21 protein-coding genes are annotated in these 23351 nt (G+C 43.1%); 6 read left to right on the top strand and 15 right to left on the bottom strand.

Going from position 1 to position 23351, the window contains the following annotated elements:
* Positions 1-338 precede the first annotated feature (338 nt).
* From MHH50_RS17370 to MHH50_RS17380, 3 genes are all read right to left on the bottom strand, one after another.
* Complete coding sequence (locus tag MHH50_RS17370; RefSeq protein WP_340033184.1) at positions 339-1010, bottom strand: HAD family hydrolase; 672 nt, start codon at positions 1008-1010, stop codon at positions 339-341.
* 160 nt (positions 1011-1170) lie between these two features.
* Positions 1171-1626 carry a DUF3939 domain-containing protein gene (locus MHH50_RS17375; RefSeq protein WP_036688004.1) on the bottom strand — a complete coding sequence of 152 codons (456 nt, stop codon included), beginning with the start codon at positions 1624-1626 and terminating at the stop codon, positions 1171-1173.
* A 120-nt stretch (positions 1627-1746) separates the two neighbouring features.
* Positions 1747-2343: a metalloregulator ArsR/SmtB family transcription factor gene (locus MHH50_RS17380; RefSeq protein ID WP_036688006.1), complete on the bottom strand. Its 597-nt coding sequence runs from the start codon at positions 2341-2343 to the stop codon at positions 1747-1749.
* Between the two features lie 179 nt (positions 2344-2522).
* Between MHH50_RS17380 and MHH50_RS17385 the strand changes: the two genes are divergently transcribed.
* Complete coding sequence (locus tag MHH50_RS17385) at positions 2523-3527, top strand: YpdA family putative bacillithiol disulfide reductase (RefSeq protein WP_036688007.1); 1005 nt, start codon at positions 2523-2525, stop codon at positions 3525-3527.
* Position 3528: 1 nt separating this feature from the next.
* Positions 3529-3972 carry a DUF441 domain-containing protein gene (locus MHH50_RS17390; RefSeq protein WP_036688009.1) on the top strand — a complete coding sequence of 148 codons (444 nt, stop codon included), beginning with the start codon at positions 3529-3531 and terminating at the stop codon, positions 3970-3972.
* A gap of 70 nt (positions 3973-4042) precedes the next feature.
* Here the strand turns inward: MHH50_RS17390 and MHH50_RS17395 are convergent, their stop codons facing one another.
* From MHH50_RS17395 to MHH50_RS17405, 3 genes are all read right to left on the bottom strand, one after another.
* The gene (locus MHH50_RS17395; RefSeq protein ID WP_076128342.1) at positions 4043-4978 is read right to left on the bottom strand and encodes a DUF4179 domain-containing protein; all 936 of its coding nucleotides are present in this window, start codon (positions 4976-4978) and stop codon (positions 4043-4045) included.
* A complete protein-coding gene (locus tag MHH50_RS17400; RefSeq protein WP_340033185.1) occupies positions 4971-5489 on the bottom strand; it encodes a sigma-70 family RNA polymerase sigma factor in 519 nt (172 codons plus the stop codon). The genes MHH50_RS17395 and MHH50_RS17400 overlap by 8 nt, the downstream gene beginning before the upstream one ends.
* A 190-nt stretch (positions 5490-5679) precedes the next feature.
* Positions 5680-7428, bottom strand: a complete 1749-nt coding sequence (locus MHH50_RS17405) for an ABC transporter ATP-binding protein (RefSeq protein WP_076128337.1) — start codon at positions 7426-7428, stop codon at positions 5680-5682.
* Positions 7429-7550: 122 nt separating this feature from the next.
* Here MHH50_RS17405 and MHH50_RS17410 point away from each other — a divergent pair, with 122 nt between their 5' ends.
* Positions 7551-8066, top strand: coding sequence for an ADP-heptose synthase (locus MHH50_RS17410; RefSeq protein WP_076194718.1), 516 nt, complete (start codon positions 7551-7553; stop codon positions 8064-8066).
* Between the two features lie 112 nt (positions 8067-8178).
* On the opposite strand, the gene MHH50_RS17415 is transcribed toward MHH50_RS17410, so the two are convergent.
* Complete coding sequence (locus tag MHH50_RS17415) at positions 8179-8496, bottom strand: HesB/YadR/YfhF family protein (RefSeq protein WP_036688019.1); 318 nt, start codon at positions 8494-8496, stop codon at positions 8179-8181.
* Between the two features lie 493 nt (positions 8497-8989).
* Here MHH50_RS17415 and MHH50_RS17420 point away from each other — a divergent pair, with 493 nt between their 5' ends.
* The 3 genes from MHH50_RS17420 (at position 8990) to MHH50_RS17430 (ending at position 14231) form a co-directional block, all read left to right on the top strand.
* Positions 8990-10738 carry an ABC transporter transmembrane domain-containing protein gene (locus MHH50_RS17420; protein WP_076184456.1) on the top strand — a complete coding sequence of 583 codons (1749 nt, stop codon included), beginning with the start codon at positions 8990-8992 and terminating at the stop codon, positions 10736-10738.
* A 58-nt stretch (positions 10739-10796) separates the two neighbouring features.
* Positions 10797-12884: an ABC transporter ATP-binding protein gene (locus MHH50_RS17425; RefSeq protein ID WP_076280032.1), complete on the top strand. Its 2088-nt coding sequence runs from the start codon at positions 10797-10799 to the stop codon at positions 12882-12884.
* Between the two features lie 108 nt (positions 12885-12992).
* Positions 12993-14231, top strand: coding sequence for a winged helix DNA-binding domain-containing protein (locus MHH50_RS17430; protein ID WP_340033186.1), 1239 nt, complete (start codon positions 12993-12995; stop codon positions 14229-14231).
* Here the strand turns inward: MHH50_RS17430 and MHH50_RS17435 are convergent.
* From MHH50_RS17435 to MHH50_RS17470, 8 genes are all read right to left on the bottom strand, one after another.
* Positions 14223-14687: a hypothetical protein gene (locus MHH50_RS17435; protein WP_038571625.1), complete on the bottom strand. Its 465-nt coding sequence runs from the start codon at positions 14685-14687 to the stop codon at positions 14223-14225. The genes MHH50_RS17430 and MHH50_RS17435 overlap by 9 nt on opposite strands.
* A 44-nt stretch (positions 14688-14731) precedes the next feature.
* The gene (locus tag MHH50_RS17440) at positions 14732-15445 is read right to left on the bottom strand and encodes a hypothetical protein (RefSeq protein WP_076128327.1); all 714 of its coding nucleotides are present in this window, start codon (positions 15443-15445) and stop codon (positions 14732-14734) included.
* A gap of 14 nt (positions 15446-15459) precedes the next feature.
* Positions 15460-16404: an ABC transporter ATP-binding protein gene (locus tag MHH50_RS17445; RefSeq protein ID WP_340033187.1), complete on the bottom strand. Its 945-nt coding sequence runs from the start codon at positions 16402-16404 to the stop codon at positions 15460-15462.
* A 142-nt stretch (positions 16405-16546) separates the two neighbouring features.
* Positions 16547-17842, bottom strand: coding sequence for an ABC transporter substrate-binding protein (locus MHH50_RS17450; RefSeq protein ID WP_340033188.1), 1296 nt, complete (start codon positions 17840-17842; stop codon positions 16547-16549).
* A gap of 3 nt (positions 17843-17845) precedes the next feature.
* Positions 17846-19588, bottom strand: coding sequence for a sensor histidine kinase (locus tag MHH50_RS17455; RefSeq protein ID WP_076128319.1), 1743 nt, complete (start codon positions 19586-19588; stop codon positions 17846-17848).
* A gap of 75 nt (positions 19589-19663) precedes the next feature.
* Positions 19664-21337, bottom strand: coding sequence for an extracellular solute-binding protein (locus MHH50_RS17460; protein ID WP_340033189.1), 1674 nt, complete (start codon positions 21335-21337; stop codon positions 19664-19666).
* Between the two features lie 29 nt (positions 21338-21366).
* Complete coding sequence (locus tag MHH50_RS17465) at positions 21367-22236, bottom strand: carbohydrate ABC transporter permease (RefSeq protein WP_340033190.1); 870 nt, start codon at positions 22234-22236, stop codon at positions 21367-21369.
* 18 nt (positions 22237-22254) lie between these two features.
* Positions 22255-23217 carry an ABC transporter permease subunit gene (locus tag MHH50_RS17470; protein WP_076128313.1) on the bottom strand — a complete coding sequence of 321 codons (963 nt, stop codon included), beginning with the start codon at positions 23215-23217 and terminating at the stop codon, positions 22255-22257.
* Positions 23218-23351: the final 134 nt, after the last annotated feature.

Genomic DNA, 23351 nt, shown 5'->3' on the forward strand with positions numbered 1-23351 from the left:
TGGCGTTTTCCGAGAACACAAAAAGCCGCCGGAAATAAAGACTCCGGCGGCGGTATATAGACATGTGGATTTATTACACCAAATCCAATCTTTCTACACACGCAAAAAAGCCACCGGACCCTATACGGTTCCCGGTGGCTCTAATAAGCGTAATTGAGCTTACCTGCTAAACTGCACGAATCAATTATTCGGCAGCAGCTGTTCCCGGAAGACACGTATCCACAACAGTTGAGTTCATTACATTTAAAACTGTCATAAAACATCGTCTCCTTCCGAAATTTAAGATGCTGTTATCATAATTGGTGCAGCAGTAAAATGTCAACCCCAAATTTTCCAGATTACAAAATAGCCTTTAATTCTTTCAGCTCACGGATCATTTTCCAAGGTTGGATGTCCAGCTGATCATCCCAAGGATGTTTCCTTTGCAGCCATATCCCTTCAAGGCCAGCCTTACCTGCACCCCAGATATCATTTACCGGATGATCCCCTATAAAAAAGGTTTGATCCGCAGAGGCACCCAACCTGTCTAAAGCTAATTGATAAATCGCAGGATCAGGCTTCGCAATGCCAACTTCTCCAGATATAACAATAGCCTTGAAGTACTCTCGCAGGCCGAGAATATCAATTTTGGTGTTCTGGATTTCTTTTTTACCGTTGGTGACCAGCCCCAAAGTATATCCACGCTCCACGCAATACTCCAGAACCTCCAAAGCATGCTCCATGGCTGCACCATGATTGATGTAGCTCGCATCATAATACGCTCTGATATGTTCAGCCGACACAGGCTTTTCCCAAGGCAGGATCTCACTAAGTTCTAAAAAAAATCCGTCTTTATCACGGTAGCCATCAGCGTCTCTGTGGATCATATCCTCGATCACGGCCTGCGCTTCCGCAGGTTCAAGATGCCCAAGAAAATCCTGCACGAACTGAGTGCTAAAGCTGCGAAATGTATAGTCGCGATCCATTAAAGTATTGTCCAGATCAAATAAAATAGCTTGTACATCCTTCATCAAGCAATTCCCCTTACATGCTGTTAATTTTCAAACCTAACCTACAGAATGTAATTGTACTATGCCTTTAGAGACAAAGAAAAGACTATTCAACAAAAAGGATTTGTGGCTTCCCTTTTACTGAACAGTCTTTGTGAAGATTCATATCTACGTCATTCCTTTACTCGAAATGCTCTGCCCGATGGGTCAGCATCATTTCTTCATCCGTAATATACAACGGAAAAGGAGGTGTTTCTTTTAGATAACTTTCTGTAGATAACAACCGATAATGAACCTCTGGCAACCAGGTGTCTTCAAGCAGTGGTAGCTTGCCTGTATCACTAATATAACTGTCTACAGCAGCCTGAACTAAATCAAGATAATACGGTACTAACTTGTCTTCTTCCTCGAAAATTTCATAGGTCTCTCGAGACATATAGAAATTCCGTTCGGGTATTCCACCCAAATAACGTTTCAGACGACTCATATCGATTCTTTTGTCCTCTAAGATTAATGCTGTTCTATTAATAGGTCCAGGCATATCTTCTTCGAACTTTCGAATCGCCTGTTTCACTTGAGGTAATGTGACGGTTACATGATCTGATTTGGGTTGCTTTTTTGTGCGTTTAAATAACATAACGAAAGTCTCCTTTCTAAATATGTCTCAGATAACGCTTACAATTCCATTTTATTCGAAATTCGAATAATTAATCAGTACATTTCAAATCGACACAGAATGTTAATATTTAAAAGATCATTATTTGACATATTCCCACCGAGTCCATACTTCTCGAGGATTTAGTTCATACTTGTCCTTCTCACGATACATAAACTGATGCATGATGAATTCACGACGAATAGTGGCAAAATCTTCATGAAACTGCTTAATAAACTCATTGATTTCCTTTTCCGTATAAACAACACCTGGCTCTAGCTTCTCAACCATGTATTGAAGCGCTATCAATTTCTTCTTGTATTGTGCGGGAATTTGCCGCAGCCGGCCATCTTTAGAGAAAAAATTACGAATTACAGTATCCTGAAGACTATTCTCAGGCAATTGCTCTTCCATATTCTCAGCTCCTTTCGAAAAAATAAATTGCAGTGAAGCTTCAGCCCCATTATTGATAAACTCCGGATTCAACTTAAAGTAAACTGTATTTTTGTCGCGTCTTTCCTTTATTAGAGCCGCTTCACGTAATTTAGCCGCATGATGAGTGACTGTAGGCTGCGATAAATTCAACTTCTCAGCCAGCGCTTGCCCATGCATTTCTCCTTGGGACAGAAGCAACAATAAGCGAAGACGCGTTGGATCAGCTAAAGCTTTATGATAACTCACGATTTTCTCCAACTGCACTGGGTTCACGCTCCTAGAATTTCACAATACATTGATACATTAGATATATATCTAATTATATAATAATCAACGTTGTTCTTGCAATGGATATTATACTCAATCTGCTCTTATGGAAAAATTCATGAATTTAGGGTAGGATTTAAAGAAAAGATAGTAACAATCAGGAGGTAACCCGCTTTATGAAAGATGTCATTATTATCGGTGCAGGTCCTTGCGGCCTCTCGGCAGCTATTGAATGCCAACGCCAAGGTCTGTCCAGCCTTATCATTGAAAAAAGCTTTATTGTGCACTCCATTTATTTGTATCCAACAAATATGCAATTTTTCAGTACGGCTCAGTTATTAGAAATCGGGGATGTTCCTTTCACTTCGACCAACGACAAGCCTTACCGTCATGAAGCGCTTGTCTATTATCGCCGAGCCGCCGAGCAATATGGTCTAGAGATCGCCGCTTATGAAGAAGCATTATCCATTGAACCGCTTGAAGATGGAACCTTTGCCGTACATACGTCAAATATGCGTGGTGAGCATCAGAAACGTATCACTGCAAATGTAGTTATAGCAACAGGTTATTTTGATCAGCCGAATATGATTGGCATTCCAGGTGAAGAACTACCTAAAGTTACTCATTATTTCGGTGAAGCCCATCCTTACACGGGAATGAAGGTAACTGTAATTGGCGGCAGTAATTCCGCAGTAGATGCAGCACTGGAGCTTATGCGTGTAGGAGCTACGGTAGATATGGTATATCGTGGTGAAAGCATCTCAGAGAATATTAAACCTTGGGTTCGGCCAATCTTTGAAGGCATGGTGCAAAAAGGGAAAATCACTCTGCACTTAGGCTCGCGTGTCACTGAAATTACTGCAAGCTCAGTAATTGTTACGGATCATAAGGGGGACAAGAAAGCATTGGATAATGATTTCGTTCTTGCCTTGACTGGCTTCCGTCCGAGCCGTACCCTCCTCACTTCAGCGGGTGTGATCATGGATGACGACATGGATAAGCCTGCTTTTAACACCTCTACCATGGAAAGTAATGTTCCAGGGTTGTATGTTGCTGGAGTAATCGCCTCCGGCCGCAATGCTAACGAAGTGTTTATTGAGACCGGAAGAGGGCATGGTAAGCTTATTGCAGATCACATTGTGTCAAAAGAAAGTTCTAATCCTAAGGAGTTGAAACATTAAGATGGACATGACCTCTTTGCTTTTGCTTGGACTTGCAGCGCTCGGAATTATCAGCAGCAATTCCCCTGTAACAATAGCAATGGTCGTCCTATTACTGCTAAGAGTACTTGGCTTACAGCAAACTTTTCCTTGGCTAGAAAAATACGGTTTAACCATCGGGATTATCATCCTGACCATCGGGGTCATGACCCCATTAGCCAGCGGCAAAATATCGCTGCAGACAGTCGGTCAATCCTTCTTGCACTGGAAGTCCTTGCTTGCTATCGCTATTGGCATTCTTGTCGCTTTTCTTGGAGGCCGCGGTGCTACGCTCATGACCAACCAACCCACAGTTGTTGCAGGTCTGCTGATTGGCACGGTGATCGGGGTTGCGTTATTTAAAGGCGTTCCGGTCGGTCCGCTGATCGCAGCCGGCATTTTATCACTTATGATCGGCAAAATGTAATAGAACAGCACAAAAAAGACCGCTTTTGGCGGTCTTTTTTATTGTGCCTTTTATTGAACCTTCTTCTTCATTATTCCTCCACCTGAGAAATGGACTGCGGAATTTGCTGCACCGCTCTTTTTTCAACGACTAATAAATCTTCAACGCCATACTCTGTCTTAATTTTCTGCAACTGCTTCAAAGCCTCTTCTTCTGTATTAAAATATCCTGCTTCCACGAGATATAAGCCCTTCTCATCCTTTAACATCCGCACATCCTCTAACCCATATAACATTTCTTCAGCCATACCCAGCGCCTCACCAGAAGGCTGTGAGACCGTTCTTAACGAATATACAGAGCCCCCTTTTACTTCGTCTCCTTTCTCTTTTAACGTAATCACTACCTGTGCTGGCTCTTTATATTCCTTTACCTCATAAGCAACCGAGTCCGTAAGCGTGACATTGAACCGAATAGCCGAATCATCTAGCGTAATTAGTGGATAAGCATCCTGGACATATCGGCTTTGTTTTAATGTCTCCAGATCTTTGACTGCTGAGAATTTTCTCGCCCCACTTACTGTAATCGTCATTGTTGCCGGATTTTCCGTAAACTTTACGTTATATGAGCTTGCTAACTGTTGTGTTTCATCTGGATTTGCAAAATTCAAAATCAATTGATCGCTATTCTTCAATTGTTTCACCGAAATAAAGTTCACATCTACTCCATCCTGAATGGTTCCACCACCTGCACTTCCTTCCGTAAATTGCAGAACACTGACCAGCTTACCTAGAACCGGTATTTGATCCATACTACTCGCAAAAGCAGGAACCGTATTTACACCCACCGTAAAAGAAATCAATACAGCCGCAGCTACTGATCCTGTCCATTTCAAGGCACGTTTTGAAGAACTATTTTTCTGTTTATAGATTTTCCCTCTTTCAATTCCTTTACGAGAAGCGAATGATAGTTCTTTAGGAATTTCAATCTCATTATAGGCTTGCTGTAGACGTTCTAGTTGCTTATCCAAAGTACTCACTCTCCTCCATACTTATTTTTAATTTTTCCAAACCTCTATAAATAACGGTTTTGACACTGCTCAGGGGCATATCGAGAACTTCTGCAATTTCCTTTATGGGCAAGTCCTCCAAATATCTCATCACAATCACCATTCTTGATTTTTCATCAAGGCCGCTGAGCGCTTCATGCAAGTCCATAACTTCTTCCCTAGATTTCGGAGCATAGCTGCCTCCCAGCTCTTGATCTATATACACGATTTTTTTAGATTTACGGATATAGTCCAGCGCACAGTTGACAGCGATCTTGGTGAGCCAAGTTTTAAAATATTGCGGTTGCTTCAATTTATGAATGGAGATATAGGCTTTGAAGACGGTCTCCTGCACAATCTCCAGTGCATCCTCTTGATTCCGCACATAGGAGTAGGCCATTCGGTATAAACGCTCCTGCATGCCGTCAATAAGCGCAGTAAAGCTGTCTTCATCACCTGCTATCGCCTTTTCCTCAAGCGTGGTTTTATTCACGTTCCTCACTTCCTTTCATGATGTTTATAAGCTTTAGACGCACATGATCTCCGAAAAGACTCAGATTCCGTTTAGAATTTTTGCCATAGTATAAGTTACTGTGTGCCGCCACCCTGATTGGAATTCAAAAAAAGTGGCCTTCTCTTTCGAGAGGACCACTAAGATGTTCAAGTATTTTTCCAAAAAAATATTAAGCGTCTAAATGCTGTACGTTAAATAATCGCGCATAACTACCCTCTATCGCCATCAGCTGTTCATGCGTACCCCGTTCAGTAATTTCACCATTCTCAAGTACGACAATCTGATCCGCATGTGTAATCGTTGACAGTCTATGCGCTACAATTAGTGTAGTACGTTCCGAAGAAAGAGACTGCAGCGCTTGTTGAATTAAATGCTCCGATTCCAGATCCAGCGCCGAAGTAGCTTCGTCTAATATAAGAACCTTCGGATCCTTGAGAAATACCCTTGCGATAGCAACCCGCTGCTTCTGTCCTCCGGATAGCTTAACACCACGTTCTCCCACTTCTGTCTCATAACCCAGTGGCAGCTGCTCAATAAAATCATGCGCATTGGCAGCTTTTGCTGCTGAAATGACCTCTTCTTCCGTGGCATTAGGATTACCGAACAAAATATTCTCACGCACAGATCCGCTGAATAAGAAATTATCTTGCAGGACCATGCCGACAGACCTACGCAAGCTTTCCTGTGTTAATTCCTGTATATCATAACCATCCATTTGGAGGCTGCCTTTACTGATGTCATAGAATCTCGGGATCAAGCTTATAAGGGAGGACTTTCCTCCACCGCTCATTCCGACGAACGCAATGGTCTGTCCGGGCTGAATACTCAGATTAATATCTTTTAAGACCCAATCATTCTCTTCGTTATATTTAAACCACACATTCTCAAAAGCAATCTCACCACGTGAATCCTTTAGCACTTTTGCTCCCGGCTTGTCTACAATATCATAAGGCTCATTCAGCAGCTCAAGCACCCGTTCAAGAGAAGCAGAGGCTTGCGTAAGCACCGTCGAGGAATTAATCAATCTCCGCAGCGGAGAATACATCCGGTCCAGATAGCCAAAGAAAGCTACAAAGGTACCTACTGTCAAATTGCCATGAATGACCTGATAACCACCATATCCGATGACCAAAAGAGGTGCTATATCCGTTAATGTATTAATAATTGCGAAGGTCATAGCATTCCAGCGGGTTTGCGCCATCGCTTTTTTAAGAAAGTTACCGTTGATGTCCTCAAACTGCTTCTGATCCACTTTTTCCATCGTAAAGCTGCGGATGATTGATATCCCTTGAATCCGTTCATGGAGATAACCTTGAATGCCAGCCAGAGCTTGGGAACGATCTTTCGTTAACAGCTTAAGCCGCTTATACAATTTGTTAACTGCAATTGCGTAAAAAGGTAATACCGAGATAGACACGAGCGCCAGCACCGGATTTAAATAAAACATAAATCCCAAAGCAAAAACTAGTGTAAACGTGTCGAGCCATACATTCATCATGCCGACTTCGACCAAATTTTTGGTCTGCTCAACATCGTTAATAAATCTGGAGATGGCTTCTCCCACCTTGGTATTCTGATAATACCGCAGTGACAGCCGCTGTAAATGACTGTAAAGCTTATTTCGCATATCGAACAACACTTTACTTGTGATAAGCTGAGCAAAGTATTGGCGATAATACTCTACGGGCCCTCTTACGATAACAAATAAAATTAAGGCACCACCCAAAATAAGCATCAAATGTGATACCCGTTCCTCAATCCCCATGCTCGGGTTCATTAGGAGGTCATCGACCACGTATTTCAGAATCATTGGCAGTGTTAGCGGAATACTGAATTTGATCATGCCGATAAACAGCGTAAACACAATCAATTTCATATAAGGTCGTACAAAAGTAAAATATGATTTCCATTGCTTCACAGGAATATTCTGTCCCTTCTCTTTAGTGAGTTGCTAAGTACAGTTGACTTTTGCTCTCTACAGTGTTTTTATAATTTTAGATCATAAGTACAATTGCAGTACCGAACTTCAGGAGGATAACGATGTCTAGACAATTTGTGACGGAAGCCGTCATGATGGCGATTTACGGCCAGCTTCTCGTATCGAGCAGCCCTGTAGAATATATAGTGCCTTATACTACCGTGATGGAACTATACGAACTGCGAGACAGCGATGATCCGTTGATGAACCGTCCGGACGACGACAAGCATGTTAAGTTGAAGATAAGTGAGCTCATTGCTTATTTTGAAGAACCGCTCAACGCGAAGAAGATCAACCGCTGTTTAGCTGTGCCTTGGGCGAAAAGCTCAGGTATTCTCCTTGGCGGGCAATCCAAAATCACCATCATTAACAGTATGGATACCGCTGCCTACGGTGAGATCTTCGATCCCATCGAAACAGAGCTTCTGCTGTCCTCACAACGTGAGAAAGTACCTATCCTAACGGATCAATTTGAATTGATTCAACGGATCATCGAGGGTGGAGTTCCAGTTCAGGTGTACGATATTGACGACTTCGACTTCGCTCTGGAGGAAGAAACCTCTCGCAATTTGCACTGATAACACCTATGTATCTCCAACTGGAATACCCTCATTTTAAAGACAGCATTTGAAAAGCCCCTGCCTTTTGGCAAGGGCTTTTCCTGATTAAAATAAACAATCATTAAGACAACTATACCTGCACTTCGCCGGATACCGGCTTTGGTTCGTACTTATATTCAATGTCATCCTCTGACTCAGAGTATACGATAGATAGGTCATAACCTTCCATATACCACAAGTCCTGCTCCTCCATGTAGAACACAATATCATCCTGTTTGACCTGAATAGCTGGACGCCCAGGTGCTTCTGTAGCAATGCCCAGCGAAAAACCGGGGTGAAGTCCACCTCCCGAGCTATAACGGGGAAATAAACGAATATAGTCTCCATTCTTAAGGTCCAATTCTCTCTTAAACCAAGCTGCCGCTGCTTGACTAATTTCCATGTTCATTTCTCTCAGCTCCTTTGTATATTCTAATCATAACGAAAATAAGTCGATATTCAAACAACTTTATGCAATTAATGATTTCCCATTCCATTTAAAATTAAGTTTGACAAATTCGCGAACCGGATGATAAACTCTGAACATAACTAAACGTCTTCTAGTTATTACCAAATTAATGAAAGGGGTGAGCGCGGTGTTTACGAAGTTACAGCCATATTATTTTACTATTGTTGGAATTTTTACTCAACCGAATACCGAAGCAGCCCAAGTGATTAAGCCATCCTGAAGTTTTTGCGAGTCTTATGGACCGTATAACTTTAGTTCTTGAAGGTCTCTCACATGCTTGGTGCTGTAACGCACCGTGCGCATGATAGCTGTAAATTACAGGCATATCGTCCGTTTTCGGATGATATGCCTTTTTTGTTTGCTGAAGAGATAATCACTTGCGCTTTTATCAGCATCACAAGCAATCATTACAACCTGAAAGGAAGGGATTTACTTGTTCTCTGTTCTTCGCGATCTCGGCTGGTTTTTTCGCCGAGAAAAAAGGCGTTACCTGATTGGACTCATATTACTCATAGGTGTGGGCGTTCTTGAATTACTCCCTCCACGTCTGCTAGGCAATGCCATTGACGACATAGTACGCGGTTCGATTACTACAGCTTCGCTTGCCAAATATATCGGCATGATCTTCATTTTGCTGCTAGTTATTTATTGGATTACCTACATATGGATGCACAAACTTTTCGGAGGTTCCAACCTTGTTGAGCGCCTGCTGCGCTCCCGATTTATGAATCATCTTATGACTATGACACCTTCGTTCTTCGAAAAAAATAGAACTGGTGACCTCATGGCCCGGGCAACCAATGATATCAGAGCCGTCTCAGCTACCGTAGGATTCGGGATGCTTACACTGGTGGATTCTACAATCTACCTTACGGTTGTGCTGTTTGCGATGGGCTTTCTCGTAAGTTGGAAATTGACCCTTGCAGCAGTATTACCATTACCCCTAATTGCAATAGCTATGATTTTTTATGGTAAAGCTATTCATGATCGGTACAGCTTAGCGCAGGATGCATTCGGAGATATGAATGACCAAGTGCTCGAATCTGTCTCTGGTGTGCGCGTAATCCGTGCTTATGTCCAAGAGCGTCTTGATGAAAAACGTTTCTCGGATATTACTGAAGATGTTTACAACAAAAATATGGCCGTAGCTCGTGTCGATGCTTTCTTCGAACCAACCATCCGCTTCTGTGTCGGACTCAGCTACATTATTGGTCTTACTTATGGGATTTACCTTGTATTCCGCAATCAGATCACACTGGGTGATCTAGTCTCCTTTAATATGTACCTCGGTATGATTGTATGGCCGATGTTCGCTATTGGAGAATTGATCAACATTATGCAGCGTGGTGGAGCTTCCCTCGAACGTATCGACGAGACGTTAAACTCCAAACCCGATGTTCAAAATGCTGCCCATCCCGTTCAAGTTCCCCACCCTACTCGAATCGAGCTTAACGATGTGACTTTCCGTTATCCTTCTTCGACGATAGACAATCTAACCCATGTAAACTTAACCCTGAACCAAGGGCAGACATTAGGTGTAGTCGGGCGTACAGGAAGCGGGAAATCAACACTGCTCAAACAATTGCTCCGCGAATATCCGACAGGTAATGGAGAAATCCTTATCTCTGGTGTGCCTATTCAACAGATTTCCCTGGATCAGCTGCATAGCTGGATGGGTTATGTTCCACAAGAGCAAATCCTTTTCTCCAAATCCGTTCGGCAAAACATTCAGTTTGGTCTAGACAACGCCGATGACGATACGATTATGCAAGCCATTACAGCTGCCGCTTTCCAGAACGACCTGGGCACATTGTCCGATGGTCTGGATACTCTGGTGGGTGAACGTGGTGTTTCCCTCTCCGGTGGACAAAAGCAACGTGTCTCTCTGTCCAGAGCTTTTATCGCTAATCCAGATATTCTTATTCTGGACGATGCCTTATCAGCCGTTGACGCTCGTACGGAAGCTCAGATTATCGACAACATCCGGAATGAACGTGCCGGAAAAACCACATTAATCTCTACTCACCGTCTCTCCGCCGTCCAACATGCCGATATGATTGTTGTACTGGATAACGGACAAATCGTTGAGCGAGGTACACATCAGGAACTATTGGATTTGAATGGCTGGTACCGTGAACAATATGATCGGCAGCAAGTCGAAAATAACTTATCGAATGATTAAACTACAACCATAAATAAACGAGCTACGACTACGCAAAACATTTTAGGAGGTGTCACGGTTGACACAAAGTACAGGCAAACGCCTGCTGGAATATGCATTGACCGCAAAGAAAACCTTTATCGCAGCCCTTCTGCTGCTTTCAATCGGGGTAGCGGCAGAGCTGGCAGGTCCATTTATAGCCAAAAGCATGATCGACAATCACATGCTGGCCATCGAGAAGCCCTATTTCAGCACTACGTCTCCCGATAAGGCGGCTGAATATAACAATAATTTATACAAACGCGGCGATCGCTTTGAGCCTGGTGAAACTAAAGGCCAAGAAATTCGTGTTCTTCAAGCAGGGAGAAGTTTCTATTTTATTAACGAAGCTGTAACACAGCCTGACGGTGAACGAAAGTTCATCGATGGAGAGATGCATATCACCCGTGGTGATAACGAAGTTATCTATCCCGCGGTTAAGCTGTCGGCCGATGAGCTGTTCGCTTTTTACAAACCCGAGCTTCCTGGAATCTATCAGTTGGTCGGAATGTATGCTATTTTTCTTGTAATCTCCATCTTTGCTGAATTCGGAAAAACCTACTGGCTGCAATCTTCGGCGAATCAGGTAATCCGGAAGCTGCGGACAGATGTATACGCACATATCCAGCGACTACCCGTTCATTTTTTTGACAATTTACCTGCTGGTAAGGTAGTGTCGCGGGTTACAAATGATACCGAGGCGATTAAGGATCTATTCATTGCGGTCCTCTCCAATTTCAGCACCGGTATTATCAATATAACTGGCGTGTATATCGCTCTGTTCTTACTTGATGTCCGTCTGGGTCTGATCAGCTTGTTCATTGTACCTATTCTTGTGCTGTGGATCGTGCTCTATCGCAAAATTGCGACCAAATACAATACGATCATTCGCTCACGTCTAAGTGAAATTAACGCCATTATTAATGAATCGATTCAGGGGATGTCAATCGTCCGGATATTCCGCCGTCAGAAGCAGCTTAGTGCAGAATTTGAGAACCTGAACGATGATTACTTGAAATATCAGAATAAAATGTTAAATCTGAATGCTTTCACGTCCCACAATCTGGTGAACTCACTTCGCAGTCTCTCTTTTGTGATGGTGCTTTGGTATTTCGGACATGGCAGTATTACTGGTTCAACCTTTGTATCCTTAGGCGTTCTGTATGCCTTTGTCGATGTGCTCGGACGTTTGTTCCAGCCTATCACAGGTATGGTGAACCAGTTGGCGAACCTGGATACTTCTATGGTATCTGCGGGACGTGTGTTTACGCTTATGGATGAACCTGGAGAGAATGTTACGGACGGCTCCATGCCACGCTACAAAGGGAAAGTGGAATTTAAGAATGTATCTTTTGCTTATAAAAAAGACTACGTCCTGCGCGATATCTCCTTTGAAGCACGCCCGGGTGAAACTGTCGCTCTTGTAGGTCATACGGGTTCCGGCAAAAGCTCAATCATCAATCTGCTGTTCCGGTTCTATGATCCACAAAAAGGCGATATTACGATTGACGGTCAAAAGGTTACGGATATTCCGAAGCAGTGGCTGCGGAATCACATGGGCATCGTGCTGCAGGATCCGTACCTCTTCACGGGCACCATTGCTTCGAACGTCAGCCTAGGGGATGAACGAATTTCCCGTGAACGGGTAGAACGTGCTTTGCGTGAGGTTGGTGCGGATAAGTTACTCGCTCATCTTCCACAAGGATTTGATGAACCTGTCATCGAAAAAGGAAGTACTTTATCTGCGGGTCAGCGGCAATTGATTTCTTTTGCGAGAGCTCTCTCCTTTGACCCAGCTATTCTCATTCTAGATGAAGCTACCTCCAACATCGATACAGAAACGGAAAGCGTCATTCAGGATGCGCTGGAAGTTCTCAAAAAAGGACGCACCACTTTCATCATCGCTCACCGCTTATCCACGATTCGCAGTGCAGATCAGATTCTAGTCCTGCATCACGGAGAGATCGTAGAACGCGGCAGCCACGATGAACTGATGGCGCTTGGCGGAAGATACTTCCGTATGTACCAGCTGCAAGTAGGTGCTGCTGCTAACAGCTCTGGCGATAACGCTGGCGCAAGCAACCGTCCAGCACTCGGAAACTTGCAACCCTCTCTTGAGAAAATATAATTTACAACCCTGAGTCACTTCATTGTGATTCAGGTTTTTTTCCTGCTTGATCTTAGAACAGATGTTCTGTATTATGGAAATTAATACATAACCTTGGAGGAGCAAACGATGCTTACTTATAATTTGACTAAGAAACAAGCCAGGCTTTTTCTGCTATCTCATCAAAAGTTAACTGCTGGAGCTATCCCTTCTGGAAAACTTAGTATTTATGACTATGTTCGTCACGTAGGCTGCATCCAATATGACCCCCTTAATATCGCTGGCCATAATCATGAGCTGGTCCTCCAGGCAAGGATACCGGGATTCACACCAGAACTAGTCCAAGAGCTTCTGTATAAAGACAGGCTGCTCGTTGATGGCTGGGACAAGAACATGTCAATTTATTGTACAGAGGATTGGCCTTATTTTAAGCGGAGAAGAACTGCTGCTGCCTCCCATCATCAGGCTAATGAGCCTGTAATGGTCGCTGTAGCACAGGTTCGTGAAGAGCTTCAGAAGCGTGGCCCCCTCTCCTCTCTGGATTTAGACGGAAAGGAAAAAGTAGATTGGGCTTGGGCTCCGACAAGATTATCACGAGCTGCAATGGAAAGCATGTACTTTTGGGGAGAGATTGTTGTCCACCATCGTGTACATACCCGGCGATATTATGATTTCGCTGAACGTTTGTTACCCTCAGAGCTGCTGAGTTCAGCCGATCCAAATGTCACGGAAGAACAATTTCATGATTGGTATGTGTTACGTAGAATAGGAAGTATCGGCTTGTTATGGAATAAATCTGGAGACGGATGGCTGGGCATATCCGAACTGAAGAGCAAAGAGCGTGCGGCGGCGATTCAGAGATTGCTGGAGAAGGATAGTCTCAGAAAAGTTTGGGTCGAGGGGATTAAGGTTCCGCTTTATATCCGCAGTATAGATGCTCCAACCTTGGAGTCTGTGATACTGCAAGAATCTGAAGAGATTGGGCTTCAACCACGTGATTCATTTGCGGCCGTTTTGGCTCCGCTGGATAATTTGTTGTGGGAACGTGAGCTGGTTCGGCAATTATTCGGATTTCATTACCGCTGGGAGGTCTATAAGCCGGCAATAGAACGAGAATATGGGTACTATGTACTGCCTATATTATATAATGATCGTTTTGTTGGCAGATTTGAACCGGTGATGGATAAGAAGAGCCAAACATTGAATATTAACAATTGGTGGTGGGAACCTGGAGAAAGCCTAACACCGGAGATGATTCCGGCATTAGGCGAAGCTTTAACTGCACTCTCTCGCTGTGTTAGAGCTTCTTCGGTTCATTTTAGACCAGAGGTTGTAACAGCTTGCGGATTAGAAGGATTATTACAATAAGTTTTCCTCCTCTAATCCAAGTTTCGTGAACATTTCTGTGCAGTAGCCTTGCAGTTTAACTTCAAGTCTACTTGCTTTATTTTTAAAACGTTTCAGCTCCCGAATCATTTTAGCCCTTCCGGCAGGCGTAAAGGTTTCCTGTATACGCTCTTTAAAGTAATCATGAACGATGTAATTACGTTGTTTCCACACTTCCTCCAACTGAGCGGTTTCTTGCTCCGAGAAAGGAAAATGATGTTGGATTTCTTTGATGAGTTGGCCGAGTGAATTGCTGAGTTTTCGCTGATAAAGGTCTGTCAGATCTGCTTCTGTTGGCGTTTTTCCTTGTGATAGCTTAGTAAGCAATAGCAAGTTGGTAAGCTGCTGCTCGAGGGCCTGTCCATAATAAACTGCCAGTCCAAAATAGGCGAATAACTCTTTTGATTGTTCACTCTCAGGTACATATGTATCCTTCATCTTTTCCCCCACTTCTGTATCCTTGTTCCTTTTATCTATACAAGTTATGTTTTGTTGTAATCCCTCTGTCTTGATCTGTACAAATAAAAACCGATAAGCAGTGTTATATATACTAATGCTTGTGCAAAGGAACCTAACAACTCCGCTAATGACAATGTATCAGCTTTCATCATGGCCTCCATTACAGGAGTTACTGGCGGCAACAACCAGATCAAAAAATGAAATATACCAGGCAAACTTTCGCTGATTTGTGCTCCGCCCAGTGATAGTATAACGATAGCTAACAACATACCTGTCGCATGACTGCCTTTTTGAACCCAAGAAGATTGAAAGAATAGGGCAATAGCCACACCAAGCATACCCAATAATCCATGTCCTATGAGCGCGAGAATTAACCGATATCCCCCGGGTGATTCTGCAAAATGACCCGTTACCCAAGGATAAAGGACAATCAATAGATCTAGCAGCAGCGTTAGAAATGCAAGCGTTAAGATACCACCTGCACTATGTTTAGCCGCACTTCGCATGTGAACAACTGCAATCTGCCGATGAACAGCGTGCTCATGATTCAAAAAACTAAGACTCATCCAAGCGCAGCTTATAAAGAGCATTACTGCTGTAGCGGCATAGCTATTCATAACTGGATTGGGCTTATAAGAATACAATATCAAGACTGCAATCACAATCCCTGCTAACGGGCCGAAATAACGCTGAGATCGAGTATAACTTCGCAGCATGTAAACGATAAACGGATACACGTAAGACCCCCTGTTCAACTCCTAGGATTCATCCATTTTTCTAAGTCATGCGATCCTCCGCGAGGTTCTACCGATTGTATTGAACCACCCGACTCCAAGATAACCCGCAAAAAAGTATCTGATTCTGAACTTGTTACTGTCAACGCCGTACGTTCTATGTTACAACTATCCTTAAACGTATTTATTGCAATGAAACCTGCCATTTCCTTCAATTGCTGCAGTTTCTGAATCGACAGATTAGACAATAGTATGTATGTAGAGGGTTTTATGTTTAGCTTCTCTGACCCCTGAATTGACTTTACAATTTTCCCTTCATGTATCACATGAACCTGATCCGCAAGCAATTCAATCCATTGGGGTTCATGTACAGAGAAGACTATAGCAGTCCCCTTATTTCTCAAAACGATGAGAAGATCAGCTAACTTATTCATTGATGGGAGATCAAGGCCCGACATAGGTTCATCAAGAAGCAGCAACGAGGGACTTCCCAACAAGCTTTGAATCAAATTAATTTTTTGCAGCATTCCTTTGGAGAAATTTAGCATCGACTGCTTGCGAAAGTGCTCCAGTTTAAAAAGTTGAAATAACGTTGTTAGCTCCTGTTCGATCAGGACTGGCGCAAGGCCGCTAATCTGACCCATACTTCGCAAGTACTGTTCTGGGGTCAGCTTCAACCCTGGAAACATCTCAGGTGCATAACCAATTCTCAGATTTGGATCCTTACAACTCAGCTTTCCTGAGGAAATTTGGACAAGTCCAGCTAAGATTGACAACAGGGTACTTTTGCCGGATCCGTTTCGTCCGATCAGAGCTGTTACAGTTCCCTTTTCTATAGTGAACGATACATCCTCCAATACGGGTCGGCGTCCATACTGTTTACTGATCTGCTCTAATTCAATTAGGGAAGTAGCAACACCTATACTACCGCCGGCAAAGTTACGATCTACTAAGTTCGCCACTTAACATTCTCCCTTCATATCTACTGTTAATTCTCCGGTTCCCTACGAATTTCCTCTTCTAGGAATCAAAAAAAAGAAAGAACTGCCATAGCAGCCCTTTCTAAAATTTACTTTCAATCCAGTATTTCTCCCCTTTTTTTGTTTATTTTATATTCTGAGATAAAATCTCATCGGCTTGAAGGCGGAACTGTTCGGCAGCTTTTTCAGGAGTGATTTTGCTGAACATAAGCAGATCATATAATTGACGTAATACGCTAGTTACTTCTGAAGCACCCACCGGATCCGGTGGATCTATCGGACTGCTATTCTGCTCCACCCAGTCAATATATTCAAAAACCTGTGCAAGCTCTGGCTCTAGAAATGGCTTCATCTGCTCTTTAATAGCTGAGGACACCGGGACGCCACGTTCTCCCTTAAGCACTTTATTAGCTTCCAGATTATTGACAAAGAAATTAATGAATTTTGCTGCTTCCTCCTTTTGCTTAGAGCTTTTTGAAATCGAAAAAAACATCCCTGGTTTCAAGAATAAGCCGCGATCATTGTGCGGGCCTGGCATGGTGGCTAAAGCCAGCGGTTTTCCGTAACGCTGAACAGTGCTAATAAACTGATTAGAATATCCCCAACCCAGCAATGCTTCCCCTTTGTAAAAAGGGTCTTGATCCGGTTTGTTAACATCTAACGTCCAGATATCAGGTTCGAAAATCAGTTTTTCCTGCATCAGACGCTGCATACGTCCGAAATACTCTACAAACAAGCGATCATCGCTATAGCCAAGGGTTATTCCATCTTCCGAGAACAATGACGCTCCATTCTGCCGTAAATAATAAGCAAAAAACTGTTCTGGCGTCAGATAAGTTCCCAGATAAATTCCTTTCCCCTGTTCCTTTAAAGTAACGCCGATCTGCTCAAAATCCTCCCAGCTCCAATCCGTCCCTGGAGGCTCAATTCCCTGCTCCTTAAAAACTTCTGGATCATACACACTGTACAAAGCATTAATCCCTAGATTAAAACCATATAGCTGCTCGCCTAGTTTACCTCCGGCAAGATTGTTGTCGCTGATGCTGCTCGTATCTATAAGTCCGCTCTTAATATAAGGTGACAAGTCTTGCAATAAATTCAAAGTTCCATATTGCGAAAGGTAAGAGATATCCATTTGGATAATGTCTGGAAGAACATTGCCTGCTGCACTAGGTGCAAGCTTTTTCCAATACTCATTAAAGGCGCTGTAATCATATTCAATTTTCACCAGAGGATTCTGTTGTTCATACATTTGGATAACCTGAATTGTAGCGTTATTCCGGAAGTCACTTCCCCACCAGGCAATCCGGAGGTTAATTTTTTCTACTGCATTCTCTGGTGGAAGGTCCGTTTGTTGCCCGCAGCTACCGAGAGTTGTAATCATGCATAGCAGTGCCAAGCTAAGTATGAATCTGCGCATCACCTACACCTCCTGCGGGAACGGCAAAAGAACACTGACTTTTGTTCCAAACCCAACCGTACTCTCAACATAAATGCCATATTCCTCACCGAAGGCAAGTCTGACCCGGTCACGGATGTTAAGCAAGCCAATACCTGTGCCTCTAGTCTCTACTTCCCCATTTAGTAATCGTTTGAGGAAATCTGCTTCCATTCCGGGGCCACGATCCTCAACTACAATCGCTAGCTTGCCATCAAATGGTTCAGCATATAATAGAATTTGACAAGGTTCAATCATCGTCTCAACACCATATTGAATAGCATTCTCCAACAGCGGTTGCAGGGTTAGCTTTGGAATAGAGACAGTATTAAAGACCTCTGGAATCTCCATATGAAAATCCAAACGTTTCTGAAACCGATAATTCTGAATAGTGATATAATGCTTCACAATTTCTAGCTCTTGCGCGACTGTGATTACATTTTGTTTCAAACTGATCGATGACCGAAGAAGAAAAGCAAGCGAGACAACCATGCTCGAAATCTGTGCATGTTCACTTTTTTTAGCTAACCAGTGGATCGAATCCAGTGAGTTATAGAGGAAATGAGGATTAATCTGCGCTTGCAAAGCCTTAAATTCTGTCTCTTTTATAATCAGCTGGTTGGCATAGTTCTCTTTGATCAATGTGTTAATCTGTGTTATCATCTGACGAAATGTCCGTTGTAATAACCCCACCTCATCCATTTGCTGAAGTGGAGGAGCCATCAGCTTAGTATCCATACTGTCCAGATCTCCATATTGAACCTCTTTCATTTGACTGATCAGCGAGCGAATCGGTTGTGTCAGATTACGGGCAAAGCTCATCCCTAGCGCAATTATAATCACAATCGCAATTCCAAATACAATGATCATTGTATTCTTCAGCCAAATGGTTTTTTCAAAAATATCATTATAAGAAACATAGTTGTAGTAAGTCCATCCAGAGTAGGAAGATTGCTTCTGTGATACAAAGGCAACTTCTCCATTCATCTCTTTGATTTCGTATCCAGCCCCTGATTTTAAAGGCTGTAAAACCGCCGTTACACCGTCCGCCACTTTCCGATAAGGATAAACCAGTTCCTGACCTGCTTTCAAAATAATATCGCTGTCTTCTGCGGCCACACCAGCGTAATCTTGGGCTAACCTCCCTATATTAATGCGTAAATAGAGCGTGCCCAGCTTATCTAGCGTCATTGGATCATAAGCTCTCACTTCTCGGACCATGACCAGCATCGGATCTGAATCGTCAGGATACAACCAACGTACAGCACCATTCCCCGCTTCTGCCTCTCGGGTCATTCGTGCCGATTTCTCCTCTGTGAACAGAATCGTCTCTCCGTATCTGCTGACCTTCCCTTGGGAATCGATCAAATGTACAGACTGAATGTAACGTTCGTCCATACTGATATGCGTCCATAACCGATCAGCAATCATCTGCCGTGTAACATATCCAGTAAAATCGGAATCATCTTTGCGCAATTCCTTAAGGCCTTCTTGAATTTGCCGATCAGCAATCATCGTCAAAGTCATGGATTCCAGCTTTTTAAGCTCCATATCAATCGTAGTCGAAGACAAATTAAGCAGCCGATACGACTTGTCATAAAGCTGCTTGTCATAAATAGAGTAGGCATAATATAAAGAACCGAACGCCATGGATATAATCAGAATCAGTATCAGAACAATCATCAGGAACACCTTCATTTTAATACTCAAATTCCGATAAACTTTCATCCGGGCTCTCCTTTGTCACTGTAATATAACTTGTATACCACATTATGGATAACCCGGATAGTCTTCTTAATCCGCTTATTTAGCCATGTAACGGTCATATGCAGCCTGATGGATTTTTATAGCTTCTTCAATGCCCATTCCTTTGATCGTATCCACCATTTTTTCAAATTCTGAGATTGGTTTCTGGCCATTAATGATTGCTGTCATCGTTTCATTCAGATACGTGTTGACCTGACTCATAATGGAAGTGCTTTTGCTGGCTTCGTCAACGCTCAAACGAAACGGAGGAAGCGTCAAATCAGAGCTAGCCTTCATCCAAGAAGCATTAGCCTCTCGTTGCCCCTCATCGAACAATAAAGCATCCAAATAACGGCTATCCTGATTGATGGGTCCATCCATAATCGAAAGCGCATATGAGGCTAACGCCTGATCGTAAGTCAAACCTTTAGGATTGTTGGTAATGACATCTGTGAATTTTATTCCTTCTCCTTCCTTCACATAGCTCTCACCTTCAATTCCGAAGTTGAACAATTCATGTCCTTGCGGGCTGTAATTGAAATCCATCCATTGGACAATATCCTTCAGTTTCTCCTTATCCGCTCCGGTAGTGATTGCTTCACCATACGTCAATACTTTATTGTTCATATTAAAAGTAGCATAAGCTGTTCCGTTAGGAGAAACCGGCCAAGGTACACCTGTAAGATTAAAGTTCGGATCGGTGTCGCGCATCAGGTTGAAGAATTTGCCCATGCCGCTAAAGACACCACCGCCATAAGAACCGGCTAAATTATTCGTCACTTTATAATCAAAGGCTTTGCCATCGTTGGTCATAATTTCCGGATCAATAAGCCCTTCCTTATACCATGTGGCCATCGTTTCCAAGAAGCTTGAATAACCTGGCTGAATCGGCCCGTATTCGACCTTATCCCCATTCATCTGAAAACCGCCGATTACCCCAAACCCTGGTGAGAAATCGTGCAGCTTCGTCAGGTCACCAGGACCCCAGTTTCCAGTGAACGCCAGCTCATCGGCCTTCCCGTTGCCATTAGGATCTTTTTCTTTAAACGCTTTCAAAACAGTATGCCATTCCTCAATGGTGGTCGGCGGCTTCAGTCCCAGCTTATCGAGCCAATCCTTGCGCATAATCAATCCTGAAGTGGCATTCAGCTTCAGCGCATCCAGCTTCAGAAGAGGGAACATATAGATCGTTCCATCATCCAGTGTGATTTGTTTTTTTACATCCGGGTCGGATTCAATGATTTTGCGAAGATTCGGTGCATATTGTTCTATCAGCTCATTTAAACGGATAATTCGGCCATCCTCAATTAATTTCTCCGGCCCACCAACCGCATCCGCCCAATTATAATAAATGACATCTGGAAGCTCTTTCGTAGAAATCAACAGGTTGAACTGATCCTTCTGCTGTCCAAGTGGTGGGTGCGTAAACTTCACTTTGATGCCAGTCAACTCTTCTTTCTTTTTATAGCTGGCCATATCACCAAAACTCTCCAAAGAAGCGGTAAGCTTACCATCATTGGCACGCCAGTAATTAATCGTCATTCCGTCTTTTGTAATTGGCAGTGGAATTTCTGTCAGCTTCTCCACCGGCGTATTAGTTGCGGTAGTATTCCCCTTATGATCTCCCGCCTTATTACCCGCACTAGTTCCATCATTATTGCCTGAACAGCCAGCCAGCATTGTAGAAAGAAGGACGGAACTTAACATCATGGCCCCTATTTTTCTTTTCACCCAAAATCGCCTCCATAAATAAGTGTTATTTATTGTTTCACGGCACCGATTAAAGCGCCTTGAACAAAATATTTCTGGATAAACGGATACACCAGCATGATTGGTAACGTTGAGATTATGATAGTGGCGTATTTGATGTTCTCACCGATAGCGAAGCCTGTATCTACCCCAGCTCCCATTGACTCTGTACTGCTGCTAATCAGAATATCCCGCATTACAATTTGAATCGGATAGAGATCCTGACTGCGCAAATACAGCATCGGGGCTACATAATCATTCCAATGGTCAACCGCATAATAAAGAGTCATAACCGCGAGAATAGATTTGGACAGTGGCAGTACAATTCGGAATAAAATCAAGATATCATTAGCTCCGTCAAGCTTCGCCGACTCGATCAAGCTGATCGGTATTCCCTCAAAGCTAGTTTTCATTATCAAAAAATAAAAAGTACTAATCGCTCCAGGTATAATCATCGCCCAGCGGGTATCGACCATTCCGAGGTTCTGAATGAGCAGAAAAGTCGGGATCATCCCTCCGCCAAAAAACATCGTGAAGGTGATTAACTTCATCAGTGTTTTTCTACCGAAAAGATCTGATCTGGACAAGGAATACGCTGCGATTGATGTCATCAATAAATTAACGATTGTCCCAACAGTTACATAAAAAAGTGTATTTAAATATCCACTATAGATTTTCGAATTTTGAAATACCGCTTTGTAAGCTTCGAGCTGAAAGCCTTCAGGCAGCAGCATTAATGACCTGGAACGCAGCAGTTCGTTCGGATCACTCACAGAGGAATTCAGCACATACAGGAGCGGATAAATCGATATAGCCATGATGCCTAACAACAGCAACACATTAATACAGTCAAAGATACGTTCACCTGCCGAACGTCGCATAGGTTCACCTCCTGTTCCTCACCAAAGACTGGTGGAGTTCACTTTTTTACTAATAGAGTTGGCAAGCAAAAGCAGTGAGAAATTTATAACCCCGTTAATTAATCCAATGGCTGTGGAATACGTATAATTGCCTTCCAGCACCCCAGAACGGTATACAAAGGTTGAGATAACATCCGAGGTTTCATAGGTTGGAGCGGTCTGCATCAGTAATATTTTTTGAAAATCGGAATTCATAACCGCGCCCAGACGCAGAATCAGCATAACGACGACAGTAGGCATAATTCCCGGCAGGGTAATGTTCAGAAGCTGTTTCCAGCGACCTGCGCCATCTATTTTGGCAGCCTCATATAATTGGGGATCAATTCCGCTAAGCGCCGCCAAAAAGATGATGGAAGCCCAGCCCGCACCTTGCCAGATGTTGGAGAGAATATAAAGTGGCCGGAACATATCCTTCTCTGCCAGAAACATCACAGGCTGTAGATCAAAAAAGCTACGAACTACGTTAAACAACCCGCCATCAAGTGCTGAGAATGTTTTTAACATGCCGACAACAACCACGACTGAAATGAAATGCGGCATATAGCTAACGGTTTGAATCGTGCTTTTGAACCACTTATTCCGGACCTCATTTAACAGCAAAGCCAATATTATGGGTGCCGGAAATCCGAAAATAATACTGTAAAAGCTAAGAATCAGTGTGTTCTTAATAATCCGCCAAAAGTAGTAGCTTTCAAAAAACATTTTAAAATTATCAAACCCGATCCACTGCCCCGCCATAATCCCTTTTATAGGACTATAGGATTTCTGAAAAGCCATTAGCAGACCGTACATCGGCCCATAGCTGAAAATCAGATAAAAGAGCACCACGGGAATTAACATGATATACACATATTTATTCCGCTGCAGTTCTTTTTTCACATAAGACCATTTGCCGAGTTTCATACCGGACTTCTTGGTCAGCAGCTGATGCTTAAGCTCCATTGGTTGGCCTCCCCGTATGTAATATGACTAGCTTCCTTATGCACATAACTTTACAGGTAAAGCTGTCCTTTCCCCATGTTCATATCCGGTAATTATTTGTTCAAAACCGTGGAACCCTCTTTGTCCTCGCACAC

The sequence above is a fragment of the Paenibacillus sp. FSL H3-0302 genome, from assembly GCF_037982245.1.
GTDB lineage: Bacteria > Bacillota > Bacilli > Paenibacillales > Paenibacillaceae > Paenibacillus_AQ > Paenibacillus_AQ odorifer.

Excerpts from the sequence above, each read along its gene's own strand:
- MHH50_RS17415 (WP_036688019.1), bottom strand. The coding sequence starts at position 8,496 with ATGAACATGGAAATTAGTCAAGCAGCGGCAGCTTGGTTTAAGAGAGAA.
- MHH50_RS17370 (WP_340033184.1), bottom strand. The coding sequence starts at position 1,010 with ATGAAGGATGTACAAGCTATTTTATTTGATCTGGACAATACTTTAATG.
- MHH50_RS17470 (WP_076128313.1), bottom strand. The coding sequence starts at position 23,217 with ATGGAGCTTAAGCATCAGCTGCTGACCAAGAAGTCCGGTATGAAACTC.
- MHH50_RS17465 (WP_340033190.1), bottom strand. The coding sequence starts at position 22,236 with ATGCGACGTTCGGCAGGTGAACGTATCTTTGACTGTATTAATGTGTTG.
- MHH50_RS17385 (WP_036688007.1), top strand. The coding sequence starts at position 2,523 with ATGAAAGATGTCATTATTATCGGTGCAGGTCCTTGCGGCCTCTCGGCA.
- MHH50_RS17430 (WP_340033186.1), top strand. The coding sequence starts at position 12,993 with ATGCTTACTTATAATTTGACTAAGAAACAAGCCAGGCTTTTTCTGCTA.
- MHH50_RS17450 (WP_340033188.1), bottom strand. The coding sequence starts at position 17,842 with ATGCGCAGATTCATACTTAGCTTGGCACTGCTATGCATGATTACAACT.
- MHH50_RS17455 (WP_076128319.1), bottom strand. The coding sequence starts at position 19,588 with ATGAAAGTTTATCGGAATTTGAGTATTAAAATGAAGGTGTTCCTGATG.
- MHH50_RS17375 (WP_036688004.1), bottom strand. The coding sequence starts at position 1,626 with ATGTTATTTAAACGCACAAAAAAGCAACCCAAATCAGATCATGTAACC.
- MHH50_RS17410 (WP_076194718.1), top strand. The coding sequence starts at position 7,551 with ATGTCTAGACAATTTGTGACGGAAGCCGTCATGATGGCGATTTACGGC.
- MHH50_RS17435 (WP_038571625.1), bottom strand. The coding sequence starts at position 14,687 with ATGAAGGATACATATGTACCTGAGAGTGAACAATCAAAAGAGTTATTC.
- MHH50_RS17390 (WP_036688009.1), top strand. The coding sequence starts at position 3,529 with ATGGACATGACCTCTTTGCTTTTGCTTGGACTTGCAGCGCTCGGAATT.